13 protein-coding genes and 1 riboswitch are annotated in these 14,570 nt (G+C 65.2%); of the genes, 10 read left to right on the forward strand and 3 right to left on the reverse strand.

Annotation, left to right across the window (positions count from 1 at the left end):
• Positions 1 to 101: 101 nt before the first annotated feature.
• The 8 genes from JAO74_RS00285 (at position 102) to alr (ending at position 7,627) form a co-directional block, all read left to right on the forward strand.
• On the forward strand, positions 102 to 353 hold the full coding sequence (locus tag JAO74_RS00285) for an exodeoxyribonuclease VII small subunit (RefSeq protein ID WP_199033885.1): 252 nt from the start codon (positions 102 to 104) through the stop codon (positions 351 to 353).
• Between the two features lie 4 nt (positions 354 to 357).
• On the forward strand, positions 358 to 1,257 hold the full coding sequence (locus JAO74_RS00290; RefSeq protein ID WP_332908689.1) for a polyprenyl synthetase family protein: 900 nt from the start codon (positions 358 to 360) through the stop codon (positions 1,255 to 1,257).
• Entirely contained in the window at positions 1,254 to 1,757 is a 504-nt protein-coding gene (gene coaD / locus JAO74_RS00295) for a pantetheine-phosphate adenylyltransferase (RefSeq protein ID WP_199033889.1), read from the forward strand. The genes JAO74_RS00290 and coaD overlap by 4 nt, the downstream gene beginning before the upstream one ends.
• A 31-nt stretch (positions 1,758 to 1,788) precedes the next feature.
• Positions 1,789 to 1,990, forward strand: a riboswitch (cobalamin riboswitch).
• A 102-nt stretch (positions 1,991 to 2,092) separates the two neighbouring features.
• Positions 2,093 to 3,997 (forward strand): TonB-dependent receptor plug domain-containing protein, encoded by a 1,905-nt coding sequence (locus JAO74_RS00300; RefSeq protein ID WP_199033891.1) that lies wholly within the window; start codon positions 2,093 to 2,095, stop codon positions 3,995 to 3,997.
• Positions 3,998 to 4,002: 5 nt separating this feature from the next.
• On the forward strand, positions 4,003 to 4,803 hold the full coding sequence (locus JAO74_RS00305; protein ID WP_199033892.1) for an ABC transporter substrate-binding protein: 801 nt from the start codon (positions 4,003 to 4,005) through the stop codon (positions 4,801 to 4,803).
• Positions 4,800 to 5,768, forward strand: a complete 969-nt coding sequence (locus JAO74_RS00310) for a FecCD family ABC transporter permease (protein WP_199033893.1) — start codon at positions 4,800 to 4,802, stop codon at positions 5,766 to 5,768. The genes JAO74_RS00305 and JAO74_RS00310 overlap by 4 nt, the downstream gene beginning before the upstream one ends.
• Positions 5,759 to 6,532 (forward strand): ABC transporter ATP-binding protein, encoded by a 774-nt coding sequence (locus tag JAO74_RS00315; RefSeq protein ID WP_199033894.1) that lies wholly within the window; start codon positions 5,759 to 5,761, stop codon positions 6,530 to 6,532. The genes JAO74_RS00310 and JAO74_RS00315 overlap by 10 nt, the downstream gene beginning before the upstream one ends.
• 45 nt (positions 6,533 to 6,577) lie before the next feature.
• Complete coding sequence (gene alr, locus JAO74_RS00320; RefSeq protein WP_199035041.1) at positions 6,578 to 7,627, forward strand: alanine racemase; 1,050 nt, start codon at positions 6,578 to 6,580, stop codon at positions 7,625 to 7,627.
• Between the two features lie 80 nt (positions 7,628 to 7,707).
• Here alr and JAO74_RS00325 read toward each other — a convergent pair whose 3' ends face one another.
• The 3 genes from JAO74_RS00325 to JAO74_RS00335 form a co-directional block, all read right to left on the reverse strand.
• The gene (locus JAO74_RS00325) at positions 7,708 to 10,923 is read right to left on the reverse strand and encodes a TonB-dependent receptor domain-containing protein (protein ID WP_233150523.1); all 3,216 of its coding nucleotides are present in this window, start codon (positions 10,921 to 10,923) and stop codon (positions 7,708 to 7,710) included.
• Between the two features lie 83 nt (positions 10,924 to 11,006).
• The gene (locus JAO74_RS00330; RefSeq protein WP_199033895.1) at positions 11,007 to 12,188 is read right to left on the reverse strand and encodes an acetyl-CoA C-acetyltransferase; all 1,182 of its coding nucleotides are present in this window, start codon (positions 12,186 to 12,188) and stop codon (positions 11,007 to 11,009) included.
• A 31-nt stretch (positions 12,189 to 12,219) separates the two neighbouring features.
• On the reverse strand, positions 12,220 to 13,206 hold the full coding sequence (locus JAO74_RS00335; RefSeq protein ID WP_199033896.1) for an alpha/beta hydrolase: 987 nt from the start codon (positions 13,204 to 13,206) through the stop codon (positions 12,220 to 12,222).
• A gap of 89 nt (positions 13,207 to 13,295) precedes the next feature.
• On the opposite strand from JAO74_RS00335, the gene phaR reads away from it, so the two are divergent.
• Positions 13,296 to 13,877, forward strand: a complete 582-nt coding sequence (gene phaR / locus JAO74_RS00340; protein WP_199033901.1) for a polyhydroxyalkanoate synthesis repressor PhaR — start codon at positions 13,296 to 13,298, stop codon at positions 13,875 to 13,877.
• 59 nt (positions 13,878 to 13,936) lie between these two features.
• The gene (gene hslV / locus JAO74_RS00345) at positions 13,937 to 14,500 is read left to right on the forward strand and encodes an ATP-dependent protease subunit HslV (RefSeq protein ID WP_269845912.1); all 564 of its coding nucleotides are present in this window, start codon (positions 13,937 to 13,939) and stop codon (positions 14,498 to 14,500) included.
• Positions 14,501 to 14,570: the final 70 nt, after the last annotated feature.

Here is a 14,570-nt window from a genome sequence, read left to right on the forward strand (position 1 = left end):
CCGGGGATGACGAGGGGCGGCATCCTGACCGTCGCGGTTCGCGTACAAACTGGCCATCGCCGATCCTTGCCACCCCATCGCCCCTGTCGCATAGCGGGGGGATGGAGACGCCCCCTGAGATTGCGATCGACGATCTGTCGTTCGAAGACGCCCTGAAGGAACTGGAACGGATCGTCGGCCGGCTGGAAAGCGGCGATGCGACGCTCGACGAATCGATCCGGCTGTACGAGCGCGGTGACCGACTGCGCGTGCGCTGTGCCGAGCGGCTGGATGCGGCGCAGGCGCGGATCGAGGCGATCCGGCTGGATGCCGAGGGCAAGCCACAGGGCACGCGCCCCTTTGCCGCCGGTTGATCGCGTGAGCGCATTGCCCGCTTCGCTGCCCGATGCGATCGCCGTCGTGGCGGCCGATATCGACCGCCGGTTCGACCAGTTGCTGGCGGTGCCGGACGATCCGCGCGCCGACCTGTACCGCTGCATGCGCCACGCTGCGATCGGTGGCGGCAAGCGGTTGCGGCCGCTGCTGACGATGGCCACCGCCGATCTGTTCGGGGTCGATCGCGACTGTGCGGCGCTCGTGGGGACGGCGATCGAGGCGATCCATGTCTATTCGCTGATCCATGACGATCTGCCGGCGATGGACGACGACGACCTGCGTCGTGGCAAGCCGACCGCGCACAAGGCGTTCGGCGAGGCGACGGCGATCCTGGCGGGCGATTGCCTGCATGCGCTGGCGTTCGAGGTGCTGGCCGATCCGGCGACGCATGCCGATCCGTTCGTGCGTGCCGAACTGGTGCTCGATCTGGCGCGGGCGGCGGGGCCGTCGGGCATGGCGGGTGGGCAGATGATGGATCTGGCGGCGGAACAGACGCGCTTCGACCTGAACACCGTCACCCGGTTGCAGCAGATGAAGACCGGCGCGTTGATCTGCGCGGCGGTGGAGGCGGGCGCGATCCTGGGCCGGTTGCCGGCGGAGGGACGCACGGGCCTGCGCGGTTATGCCCATGATCTGGGGCTGGCGTTCCAGATCGCCGACGACCTGCTCGATGCCGAGGGGGACGAGGCGCTGGCCGGCAAGAAACTGCGCAAGGACGAGGAAGCGGGCAAGGAGACGTTCCTGACGCTGATGGGCGTCGATCGCGCACGGGCGCAGTGCGCGATGCTGGTCGATCAGGCCGTCAGCCACCTGCATGCCTATGGCGCCGAGGCCGATCTGTTGCGCGCCGTGGCGCGGTATGTGGTGGAGCGCGACCGTTGACCCGCGTCGGCGTCTATCCGGGGACGTTCGATCCCGTGACGCTGGGACATATGGACATCATCCGGCGCGGCGCGAAGCTGGTCGACCGGCTGGTGATCGGGGTCACGACCAATCCGTCCAAGTCGCCGATGTTCACGCTCGACGAGCGAATGGCGACGGTGCGGCGCGAGGTGGCGGACGTGCCGGGTGTAATCGATGTGGTCGCATTCGATTCGCTGCTGATGGACTTCGCCACGCGCGAGGGGGCAAAGGTGATCGTCCGCGGCCTGCGCGCGGTCGCCGATTTCGAATATGAGTACCAGATGGCCGGCATGAACCAGCAGATCAACCGCAGCGTCGAGACGGTGTTCCTGATGGCCGATGTCGGCCTGCAACCGATCGCGTCGCGGCTGGTGAAGGAGATCGCGCTGTATGGCGGCGATGTGTCGAAGTTCGTGACGCCGTCCGTGTGTGACGAATTGGCCACGCGTGTTGCCCTGATCGGACGCAAGGGCAGCTGAGCCGCGTTGACCCGTGCGGTCCCGGTACGGTAACCGCCGGCGCGTGACGGGTTCCCGGCGACGGGATCAAAAGGGAAGTCGGTGAGCGGGAAGCCCCCGCGGTTCCGGCGCTGTTCCCGCAACTGTGACCGGCGAGCGGCCACCCCATGATGCCACTGGATCGTTTTCCGGGAAGGCGGGGCGGTTCGCGACGACCCGGAAGCCAGGAGACCTGCCTGTCACGGTCGATCCTTCGCGCCGGCGGGAGTACCGGAGCGGACGAGGGGTTCCCCCTCGAGCGAGCGACGCCCGACGGCCGGTCGCAATCACGCGCACGGCCAGCAAGGACGTGCCCGATGCTGAAATACTTGCTTCTCTCCGCCGCGGCGATCGCCGCGCCCGCCGCCGCCCAAAGCCTTGACCAGCCCTCCACCAATGACGACCGGATCGTCGTGACCGCGACCCGCGCCGAACAATCGGTGCGCGAGGTCGGGCAGGCGATCACCGTCATCGACCGCGACGAGATCGAGCGCCGCCAGACCGTGGTTGTCTCCGACCTGCTGGCGACGATGCCGGGTGTAACGGTGACGCGCAACGGATCGATCGGTGGCTTCACCGGCGTACGCCTGCGCGGCGCGGAGGCCGAACAGACGCTGGTGGTGATCGACGGCGTGCGCGTGAACGATCCGTCGTCGCCGGGCGGCGGCTTCGATTTCGCCAACCTGTTGTCGAGTTCGGTCGAGCGGATCGAAATCCTGCGTGGCCCCAATTCGGTGCCATGGGGCAGCCAGGCGATCGGCGGTGTGGTCAACATCATCACCGCCCAGCCAACCGAGGGGCTGCGCGTGCGCGGCAACGCCGAATATGGCTATGCCGATCAGGTGTTTACCAGCGCCGGCGTGGCCGGTGGTACGGGCGGGCTGACGGGATCGCTGACCGGCGGCTACCTGCGCACCGACGGCATCTCGTCGGCAGCGGTCGGCAGCGAGCGGGACGGGTATCGCCAATATGGCGCCAACGGGCGGCTGGGATACGAGATCGTGCCGGGCATCGGCGTCGACCTGCGCGGCTGGTACGCGCATAGCCGGGCGCGGCTGGACGGGTTTCCGGCGCCGGCCTTCACCTTCGCCGACACCAACGAATATTCGACGATGCAGGAAGTCTATGGCTATGCCGGCGTCCATGCCGATCTGGCCGATGGCCGCTTCCGCAACCGCGCGGCGTTCACCATCGCCGACATCAACCGCGACAATTACGCGCCCGATTTCGGCGACGAGCCGTCGTTCATCGGTCGCGGGCGATCGGAGCGGTACGAGTATCAGGGCGATTTCCGGCTGATCGAGCAAGCCCGTCTGGTCGGCGGCGTCGAGCATGAGACCAGCCGCTATGGCGATGACTTCGCGCGCTATTCGGTCGGCATCACCAGCGTTTATGGCCAGTTGATCGTGAAGCCGGTCGACATGCTGACGCTGACCGGTGGCGTCCGCAACGACGATCACGACCAGTTCGGCAGCCACACCACGTTCGGCGGCGATGCGGCGCTGGCGCTGGACACGGGTACGACCTTGCGCGCGAGCTATGGCGAGGGGTTCAAGGCGCCGACGCTGTACCAGCTCTACAGCGATTTCGGTAACGGGCGGCTCGATCCGGAAACCGCGCGCAATTACGATCTGGGCGTCGAGCAGACGTTTCTGGGCGGCCGTGCGCGGGTCGGCGCGACCTATTTCAACCGGCGGACGAAGAACCAGATCAATTTCCGGTCGTGCACGCTGGCGGAGCGGAACACGGCCGGCTCGATCTGCGTCGGGCGCCCCTTCGGCGTCTATGACAATATCCAGCGCGCCGATGCGGAGGGTGTCGAACTGACGATCGCGTTGATGCCGGTCGATGGGTTCACCGTGACGGGCAATTACAATTACATCGACAGCGAGAACCGGACGCCGGGCGCCAATTTCGGACGCGATCTGGCGCGGCGACCGCATCAGACGGTGACGATGAACGCCGATTATCGCTGGTCGTTCGGTCTGTCGCTGGGCGGCACGATCACGCATGTCGGCGACAGTTTCGACAATGCGGCGAACACCGTGCGGCTGGACGGATATGTGCTGGCGGGCCTGCGCGCCGAATTCCCGATCGGCGAGCGGCTGGTGATCTATGGCCGCGTCGACAATCTGTTCGACGAGGATTACCGCAGCGTCGCCGGTTACGGCACGGTCGGGCGGGCGGCGTTCGGCGGGATACGGGTGAAGCTGGACCAGTGAAGCGGGTGAGCGCCCCCGTCTTTAGCATTGCCCTGACGCTGGCGGCCTGCGCGTCGCCACCGCCAGACTTCAGGGGCGGGGGCGGGGGGATCGTGTCGGTCAATCCGTGTGCGGACGCGATGCTGGTGCGGCTGGTCCCGGCATCGCGGATCGCGGCGATCAGCCATTATTCGCACGACCCGGTGGCGACGTCGCTACCGATCGCGGTCGCCCGCCGCTTTCGCGCGACTGCGGGGACGGCGGAGGAGGTGATCGCGCTGGCGCCCGATCTGGTCGTCGCGTCCAGCTTCACCGCCCCCGCAACCCGCGATGCGTTCGCGCGGGCGGGGGTGAAGACGCTGTATCTGGATGCACCGGCGACGATCGCGGCGAGCGAGGCGCAGGTGCGGCAACTCGCGGCGGCAGTCGATGCGAGCGCGGCGGGGGAGCGGATGGTGACGGCGATCGAGCGATCGTTGCCGCCGGTCCCAACGGGAAGACGGCCGGCGGCGCTGCTGTTCATTGCCGGCGATCTGGCGACGGGGGTCGGGACGCTGCTCGACGAGATGATGACGCGGGCCGGGTTCGCCAATGCGGCGACGGCATATGGCTTGCAGTTCACCGGCCGCCTTCCCGCCGAGCAACTGGTGGCCCGACCGCCCGAGGTGGTGATCGCGCCGGCGGGCGGGCGCGGCGTCGATCTGCGCCGGCGGTTGCTGCCTCATACGGTCGAGGCGAATTTCCCCCGGCAATTGGTGAATTGCGGCGGACCGAGCATCGTGCCGGCGATGCGGCGACTGATGGCGATCCGGGCGAAACTGGCATGAGCCGGGCCATGAAGCTCGCGCTGTTGGCGGCGCTGGTCGGCCTGTCGTTTGCCGGGTCGCTGATGACGGGCAAGTCGGTCGTGCCGTTGTCGGCGTGGTTTTCCGACGATCCGCGCTGGTGGATCATCCTGCAATTGCGATTGCCGCGGGCGGTGCTGGGGCTGGCGCTGGGCGCGGTGCTGGGCCTGTCGGGCGCGGTGTTGCAGGGATATCTGCGCAATCCGCTGGCCGATCCGGGCGTGGTCGGCGTGTCGTCGGCGGCGGCGCTGGGCGCGGTGACGGCGATCGTCGCGGGCGTGGCGACGGGGGCGGGCGTGTTCGCGGCGGCGATCGTCGCGGCGGCGGGGGCGATGGCGTTGCTCGCGGCGCTGACATGGCGGTCGGATGGCACGGTGACGTTCGTGCTGGCGGGGACGGTGCTGGCCAGCCTGGCGGGGGCGCTGACGGCGTTTGTGATCTCGGTCGCGCCCAATCCCTATGCGGTGGCGGAGGTGATGGACTGGCTGATGGGTGCGCTGACCGATCGAGGTTGGGGCGACGTGGCGCTGGCGGGGCCGCCGATGGCGGCGGGGGCGACTCTGTTGCTGCTGACGGCGCGGTCGCTGGATGCATTGTCTTTGGGCGAGGCAGCGGCGCGGTCGCTGGGCGTCGATCTGGGGCGGACGCGCGGGCTGGTGGTGGCCGGCACCGGGCTGGCGGTGGGGGCGGGCGTGGCGGCGACGGGGGTGATCGGTTTCGTCGGGCTGATCGTGCCGCATCTGTTGAGGCCGGTGTTCGGGGCGCGGCCGGGGGCGTTGCTGGTGCCGTCTGCCCTGGGTGGCGCGGTGCTGGTGCTGGTCGCCGATGCGCTGGTGCGGCTGGTGCCGGGGGCGGGGGAAGTGCGGCTGGGCGTGGCGATGGCGCTGATCGGGGCGCCGTTCTTCCTGATGCTTTTGCTGCGGTCGCGGGGTGAGGCGTGGCGCTGATCGTCCATCGCCTGTCGGTGAGGCTGGGGACGCGTGCCATTCTGCGCGACGTGTCGGCGCGGTTCGAGGCGGGGCGCGTCACCGCGATCCTGGGGCCGAACGGGGCGGGCAAGAGTACGCTGGTGAAGGCGATGGCGGCGCTGGTGACGGCAAGCGGATCGGTGACGCTGGACGGCGCGGCGATCGGCGACATGGACCCGCGCGCGCGAGCGAGGGCGATCGGATATCTGCCGCAGGACGCGGTGGTCCACTGGAACATGCCGGCGCGCGAGGTGGTGGCGCTCGGCCGTCTGCCGCATCGGCGCGCGTCGGTGGCACCGTCGGCGCTCGACGCCGTGGCGATCGACCGGGCGATGGCGGCGACCGATACCGCGACGCTGGCGATGCGGCCGGTGGGCGAGTTGTCGGGCGGCGAGCGGGCGCGGGTGTTGCTGGCACGGGTGCTGGCGGGGGAGCCGCGCTGGTTACTGGCGGACGAGCCGCTCGCCAGTCTAGATCCCGCGCACCAGATCGATCTGCTGGCGCGGTTGCAGGCGCATGCGCAGGGTGGCGCTGGCGTCATCGTGGTGCTGCACGATCTGGTGCAGGCGGCGCGGGCGGCGGACGATGTTCTGTTGCTGAAGGACGGCGGCGTGCTGGCGTTCGGGCCGGTGGCGACGGTGTTGACGCCGGCGTTGCTGGAACAGGCATTCGGTGTACGGGTGGCGATGCTGGACGAGGGCGGGCGGCGATTGCCCGTGCCGGTCGGGCGGATCGACCGATAGGTCGACGGATGCGGCGGCGGCGCTTATGTCGCCGACGTGATCGATATTCCCGCTCCGCTCCGCCTGCGTCTCGATAGCGAGGCCCTCGTCCATAACTGGCGCACGCTGGATCGCCTGAGCGGCCGTGCGGCATGCGGGGCGGCCGTGAAGGCCGATGGCTATGGTCTGGGCGCAACCGGGGTGGCGGAGCGGCTGGCGGCGGCGGGGTGCCGCGATTTTTTCGTCGCCACATGGAGCGAGGCGCAGGCACTGGCCCCGCTCGGCCTGCCGGTATCGGTGCTGCACGGCGTGCGGGCAGAGGACATGCCGGCGGCGATGGCCGGCTTCGCACGACCGGTGCTGAACACCGCGCAACAGATCGCGCGCTGGCGGGCGGCGGGCGGCGGTGCGTGCGACGTGATGGTGGACACGGGCATGAACCGATTGGGCGTATCGCCCGACGAGGTTCGCGGTGGCCTGCTCGACGGTCTGGCGATCGAGACGCTGATGAGCCACCTCGCCTCCGCCGACGAGGACACCGACACCGCCCGTGCGATGAGCGAGCGCCAGCGGGCGACGTTCGCGGCATTGGCGGGCGTGACGGGCGCGCGGCGGATGAGCCTGGCCAATTCCGCGGGCATCGGTCTGGGGGCGGATTATGCGTTCGATCTGACCCGGCCGGGACTGGCGCTGTATGGCGGTGTGCCGCGTGCGGAGATGGCGGCGGCGATCCGGCAGGTCGTGTTTCCGGAAGCGCAGGTGCTGCAACGCCGACGCGTGCGGGCGGGGGAGAGCGTGGGGTACAACGCGACGTGGACGGCGGCGGTGGATACCGAGGTGGCGATTATAAATCTGGGGTATGCGGATGGGTATCGGCGGGCGTTTTCGGGGGTTGGATCGGCCAGCTTTGGAGAACATCGGTTGCCGGTGCTGGGGCGGGTTTCGATGGATCTGGTGGCACTTAAACTGCCAACGAATTGCCATGCAGATGACGAAGCTTGGGTATCGATCGATTATCGCTTGGCGTCCAATGCGATCATAGCAGCAGTATCGCAGTATGAATTGTTGACCAACCTCGGCGCACGATATGATCGTCGTTGGGTGTCAAACGTTTAAATAAAAGTAAGTGTCTCTTAGTCTTAATTCAAACAAAAAGGGCCGCCTATCTTAGGCGGCCCTATCTAGTGTATTATCGCTTAAAACTTTGCTTCGAAGCCTGCATACATGAAGCGGCCAACATTTTCATAGATTCCCTGTGCGCCAGTTGTACCGGTGATATCGTAAGGTGGCTGCTTATCGAAAACGTTATCAACGCCCGCATAGAAGCGGAACTTCTCGTTAATGTCTGCTCCGATGCGGATATTGTGATAAGTAACATCCGGGTAAAACACAAACGGGAAAGCATCAGGATTAAGCGCAGGGCGCCCTTGGACAGAATTTTGCGTTTCATACTGTGCGGCGACAGTCTGCTTGCCAACATACCGCATATTATAGTTTAGATCAAAAACACCAAAATCGGCGTTGATGGTGAATGAGCCTGCCCATTCCGGATCGCCAACTTCGAATTTCTGCTGGTCGATGTAGCCCGGCGTATTAATGTCCGTGTAATTGTCACGATTAATCAGATAGCTCACAATACCGCGCATCGTGATCTTCGTATCACCAAAATTATGGCTGTAGCTCAGATCTGCGTCGATGCCCGACGTCTTCTGCTTCGCGAAATTAAACGGACCTGACAGGAACGACTGACCAGTCGCCGGAAAGGAAACCTGCACACCGCCGTTGGTGACCCCGGTCTGTCCAGCAAATGTGCCGTTCGGATTGCGCGTCAATGCAGCGCAATACTGATTGTTGATGCCGCTAGGGCTGTCATAACACTGGTTGATGATCGTCTGCGGCGCCAACGAGAAAATTACGTTGTTGATCGTGATATTGTAGTAATCGACCGACAACGTGAGGCCTGGGATCATGCTCGGCTGAAGTACAACGCCTCCGGTAAAGCTGTCAGCAGTTTCTTCACGCAGATTTGGGTTGCTTCCGTTCAGGCCGCTGATGCCCGATGTCGGCACGTTAGTGAATGGCTCGGTGATGCCGTTGAACGTCTGGGTCGTGGGCACGCCCGCCGCGGCGCAGTTGGCGACGCGGTTGGGATTGTCACGGATATTGTTCTGGCTGCACGGATCGATCAGACCGTTCAGGAAGGTCTGGCTCGGCGAAGAGAACAGATCCGACTGCGTAGGCGCACGAACGGAGCGAGCATAGCTGCCCCGCAAGCGAACATCGCGCACCGGCGACCAGGTCAATCCGCCGTTATACGACCAGACGGTCCCTGTTGCGCCGATGTTGTAATTCGAAACGCGAGCCGCGCCATCGATCGTCAGTTCCTGAAAGAACGGAACGTCCTTGAGCAAGGGAATACGAATTTCGCCATAACCTTCCTTCACGATCTGCGCGGGCGGATCGAAAATCGGGATGGCGTTGAGGAAGGTGGCGCCGCTGCGCGTTACGTCGTCGAACGCGGAATAGGCGGTTTCACGACGATATTCTCCACCGATCGAGAACTGGATTGGCCCACCTGGCAATTCGAACAGCTGCGAAAGGTCACCCGAGACAAACGCCGTGGCGTCGTACTGGTCCGCCTTTTCGCGACGCGTCGAATTGACAACAAAGTAGTTCAATGCAGCAGCGCTCGGCGTGTTCATTCCGAACAAATTGACCGGCACGCAACTGGCGTCGTCATTGGTGGTGATCGCGTCGGCGTTTATGCCGCAAACGATCGCGCCGGAAGTGTTGCGAACCGCATTCTGCGAGTTGCGGAACTTCTGAACATTTACGTTGCCCTGCGTTGCGTAGAACGTGTCCAGATGCCCATAGTTCAGTGCAACTTCGTAACGCCAGTCGGTATTGAACGTACCTTCGACACCACCAACGATCCGATAGGTTTCGCGACGATGATCCTCACCGCGTGCACCGAAGTCGACGTTGATACGCTGAGCCGTGAAGGTCGTTGCGCCTGGCGCCAGGCTTTGTGCGAGCACCGAACGAGCCTGCGTGCTCAGATATGGATTGTTGACGCTGTATGTGGCCGGCAACGTACCTTGTAAGAAGGTCGGCTGACCTTCCTGAAGTGCGTCGACACGCACATACTTCGCCTCGACAAACGGCCGGAACGCGTCCGAGACATCGTAATGTGCCAGGATATTGGCGGAATAGCGCTTGACGCCCGGCTGCAACTGGCCAGTCAGGCGTTGCGACGAACCCAGACCGCCGATGGCATTACCCGAACCAAAGGGCCGGAAATCCTTCACGACGTTGTTGGGCACGAGGTTGCCGGTGTTGTCGAAGACAAAGACGCGACCAAGTGCAGCACCGGTATTGCTGAATTCGCCGGTGCAGTTGAAAGCGCGACGGGCGGCATTGGCTGCGTCACCGGCCACTGCGGTCGGACACGCCGACGTGTATGCGCCGCCTTCGGAAATCGCGATGTTGCGGACATTCCGCAGGAAAGTCGTGTCCGGAACGCCGTTTCCGGTTGATGGTTCGTTCAGAACATTCTCGGTCGCATTAAACTGACGACGGCCTGTAGTGCTATAACGGCTACGGTCGGTGAAATAAAGTGCGTCCGACTGGCTGTATTCCAGTGCTGCGGCAATATTGCCACGTCCATCACCGAAGTTCTTACCTGCGGTCAGGCTGCCAAAATATGACGGGCGATCGCCTTTCGATGTTACACCGCTTTGGCCGCGAAGGCGAAAGCCGTCGTAATCACGTTTCAGAACGAAGTTAACGGCGCCAGCCACTGCATCGGAACCATAGATGGCTGAGTTACCGCCCGTCACCACATCTACCCGCTCGATCAGATCGACTGGAATCGTGTTGATGTCCACGCTGCTGTCGCCGGGTGTCGTGGTCACGTGGCGGCGACCGTTGACGATGACCAGCGTGCGATTCGTTCCTAGACCGCGAAGGTCCAGAACGTTCAACCCCGCCGTTCCGATGAACCGCGTCGAGTTCGATCCGCTAAACGTCGAGCGAAGTGCAGGCAGCTTGTTGAGCGTGTCGCCGAGCGACACGTCACCTGTCTGTGTCAACTCCTGCGCGCTCAGCGACGTAATCGGTGCTGGCGAATCAAGATTGGGGCGGGCAATGCGCGAGCCGGTTACGACGATAGCCGTATCGTCGGAAGCCTCCGCAGCTTCCGCGGCAACCTGCGTACCGGTCTCCATCGGCGTATCATCTTTTGTCGATGGCGCAGTCTGCGCAATGGCAGAGTTTGGCAATACCACTGCGCCGAGCAACATGGAACTTACCAGCGCGGTTGCGCCGAGAAAACGGTTGATTGACAAAATCGGCCCCTTTGGAATGGCGTTATGCCCTATCCACAGTGAGCCGATTTTCTCAGATTGATGCAAGCGACCCTTGGCCAGACATTACAGTTTGCTGAATGAATGTTGCAGCATTGCAACATATTAGTAATGCGTCGGCAATCTACGCCTCACCGCTCCAGACACATCGCAATGCCCATGCCGCCGCCGATGCACAGCGTAGCCAGCCCCTTCTTGGCATCGCGCTTGCCCATTTCATAAATCAGCGTCGTCAGCACGCGCGCACCGCTGGCGCCGATGGGATGGCCCAGCGCGATGGCGCCGCCGTTGACGTTGACCTTGTCGGGGTCGAAACCCAGCTCCTTGCCGACCGACAGGGCTTGCGCGGCGAAGGCTTCGTTGGCTTCGATCAGGTCGAGGTCGGCGACGGTCCAGCCGGCCTTGGCGAGTGCGCGCTTCGTGGCGGGGACGGGTCCGATGCCCATGACGGAGGGGTCGACGCCGGCCGATGCCCAGCTCTTGATGGTGGCCAGCACGGTCAGGCCGCGCTTGTCGGCTTCGGCGCGGCTGGTGACGACGATCGCGGCGGCGCCGTCGTTCAGGCCGGAGGCGTTGGCGGCGGTGACGGTGCCGTCCTTCTTGAAGGCGGGGCGGACGCCCGACACGCTGTCGAGAGTGGCGCCGGCGCGGATATATTCGTCGTCGGCGACGATGGTGTCGCCCTTGCGGCCCTTGATGGTGACGGTGGCGATCTCGTCCTTGAAGCGGCCCGATCCGCGCGCGGCCTCGGCCTTGTTCTGCGAGGCGACGGAGAAGGCGTCCTGCTCGCCGCGGGTCACCTGATATTGCTCTGCGAGATTTTCGGCAGTGATGCCCATGTGGTAACCGTTGAAGACGTCGGTCAGGCCGTCATGCACCATCGTATCGACGAGGCTGACCGCACCCATCTTGGTGCCGGCGCGCATATTCTGCGCATGGGCGGAGAGCGACATCGATTCCTGACCGCCGGCGACGACGATCGTCGCATCGCCGGTCGCCACCGCCTGTGCGGCAAGGGCCACGGCGCGCAGGCCCGATCCGCAGACCTGATTGACACCCCAGGCAGGGACTTCCTTGGGAACGCCCGCGGCCATCGATGCCTGGCGCGCGGGGTTCTGGCCCTGCGCGGCGGTGAGGACCTGGCCCATGATGACTTCCGATACGTCTTCGCCGGCGATGCCGGCCTGCGTCAGGGCGGCCTCGATCGCGACGCGGCCCAGTTCGTGCGCCGGGGTTGCGGCGAACGCGCCGAGGAAGCTGCCGACCGGCGTGCGCTTGGCGGCGACGATGACGATATCGGTGGGTGCGGTCATGAAGCTGTCCTCTCGAATCCGTTGTTGCGTTCTATCTAGGGGGAGGAAGGCCGTCGATCCAGTCGGCAAGCGGATGCCATAGCTGGTTGCGCGCCTTGCCGCCGACGATCATGCCGACATGGCCGGCGGCAACGTCGCGCCGGTCGGGCAGGCCGATCGCGGTGGCGGCGGGGACGATGCGATCGGGCAGCGAGACGAACTCGACCATCGGGCAGGATAGGTCATGCGGCACGATCGTGCAGCCACCGACGTGCCAAGCGCAGGTGCCGGGCAGGTCGGCGGCGATCATATCCTCGAACAGCGAACGCCCGGCAGCGTAGGTGAGGGGCGCGCCGGCATTGGCCCAGTCCTCCAGCCGGACGAAGGCGCGGGCGGCATCGCCGGTGGCGGTGGCGAATGCCTCGTACTTGGCGATCGTGCGGGCGGCGTCGAGCGTCCAGAACCCGGTTTGCAACAACTCCACCGGGACGAGGCCCATCGCCGCGCAGGCATCACGCGCGCCGTTCCATAGCCGGGCGAGCGGCGCGCGGGACTCGCCATAGCCGGCGAAATGCCAAGGCGCGGCGATGGTGGCGAGGCCGGCGACAGGATGTAGCGCGGCGGCGGCGATGGCCATGGTGCCGCCGAGGCAATAGCCGACCAGGACGGGTGGCTCGTCCAGCCGGGCGAGCAACGGGAGCAGCAGCCGTTCGACATGGCCGGCGATATCGAGATCGCGCTCGTCGGGCGTCGGCATGCCCCAGTCCAGCAGCCACGTGGCGTGGCCCCGATCGCCCAGCCAACGGACCAGCGATTGTTTGGTGGAGAGGTCGAGAATGGTCGAGGGATTGATGAGCGAGGGGATCAGCACCACCGGCCGCCCCGCGCCGCCGGTGCCGTTCAACGTCGCCCGGTCGTGGCGATGCTGCATCGGCAGCGCGGGCGGTGGCGGCGGGCGATCGGCGTGCTGATAGGCCGTCAGACCGGCCAGCGCGGCGCGGCGGCGGTCGGGCGATGCTGCGGTCTCGTTGCGCAGCATGTCCATGAATAAGGGCAGTGGTCGCGGTGCATGTTGCGGCGCGGTATCCCGGCGTGTAGGCTCGTCACAAGACATGGAAGGGGAGAGCCATGAAGAAGCAGAACACCACCGGTATCGTCACCATCAAGAAGTACGCCAACCGTCGGCTCTACAACACCGAAACATCATCCTACATCACGCTCGAACATCTGGCGACGATGACGCGCGAGGGGCGTGATTTCAAGGTCGTCGATGCGAAGACCGACGAGGACATCACGCACAATGTGCTGACCCAGATCATCATGGAAGAGGAAAGCCGGGGTGAGGCGATGCTGCCGGTCAGTTTCCTGCGCCAGCTGATCTCGATGTACGGCGATTCGATGCAGGGCATGGTGCCCGGCTATCTCGCCGAATCGATGGACAATTTCCGGCGTAATCAGGACCAGTTCCGCTCGGCCGTCGAAGGGGCGTTCGCGCAGACGCCGTTCGCCGAACTCGCCAAACGCAATCTGGCGATGTTCGATGCGGCGGCCAGCGCGTTCAAGCCGCCGGTCGGAGGTGTCGCTTCGGCTCCCGCCGCTGCACCGACACCGGCCGAGACGACGGCATCGGCCAGCAAGGACGATGAGATCGCCGCGTTGAAGGCGACGCTGGCGCAGTTGCAGGCGAAGGTGGACAAGCTGGTCTCGTAACGCGAGCCCTCGCACCGTGCGGCGATTGATCCCGCCGCACGGCGCCCCATATCCGGCGCATGAGCGGTAACAATGACTCCATGCCGGTATGGCATGGCACGACGATCCTTTCGGTGCGACGCGGCGGCAAGGTCGTTCTGATCGGCGATGGCCAGGTATCGATGGGCCAGACGGTGATGAAGCCCAATGCACGCAAGGTGCGGCGGCTGGGCGACGGATCGGTGATCGGCGGGTTCGCTGGCGCGACGGCGGATGCCTTCACCCTGTTCGAGCGGCTGGAACGCAAGCTGGAACAGCATCAGGGACAATTGCTGCGCGCGGCGGTCGAACTGGCCAAGGACTGGCGCACCGACAAATATCTCCGCAATCTGGAGGCGATGATGATCGTCGCCGATAAGGACGTGACGCTGATCCTGACGGGTAACGGCGATGTGCTGGAACCGGAAGCGGGCGTCGCGGCGATCGGATCGGGCGGTAATTATGCGCTGGCCGCGGCGCGGGCGCTGGTCGATTACGAAGCGGATGCCGAGACGGTGTGCCGCAAGGCGATGGCGATCGCGGCGCAGCTTTGCGTCTATACGAACGACCGGCTGACCGTCGAAGTGATGGATTCTTCTTCCTAAACTTCCCTCCCGCTCGCGGAAGGAGCTGGGGGAGGGCCTGTCCTCCCCGGCCCGCTCGCGGACATGCCCT

It is taken from the genome of Sphingomonas mollis (assembly GCF_016427505.1).
GTDB classification, from domain to species: Bacteria; Pseudomonadota; Alphaproteobacteria; order Sphingomonadales; family Sphingomonadaceae; genus Sphingomonas; species Sphingomonas mollis.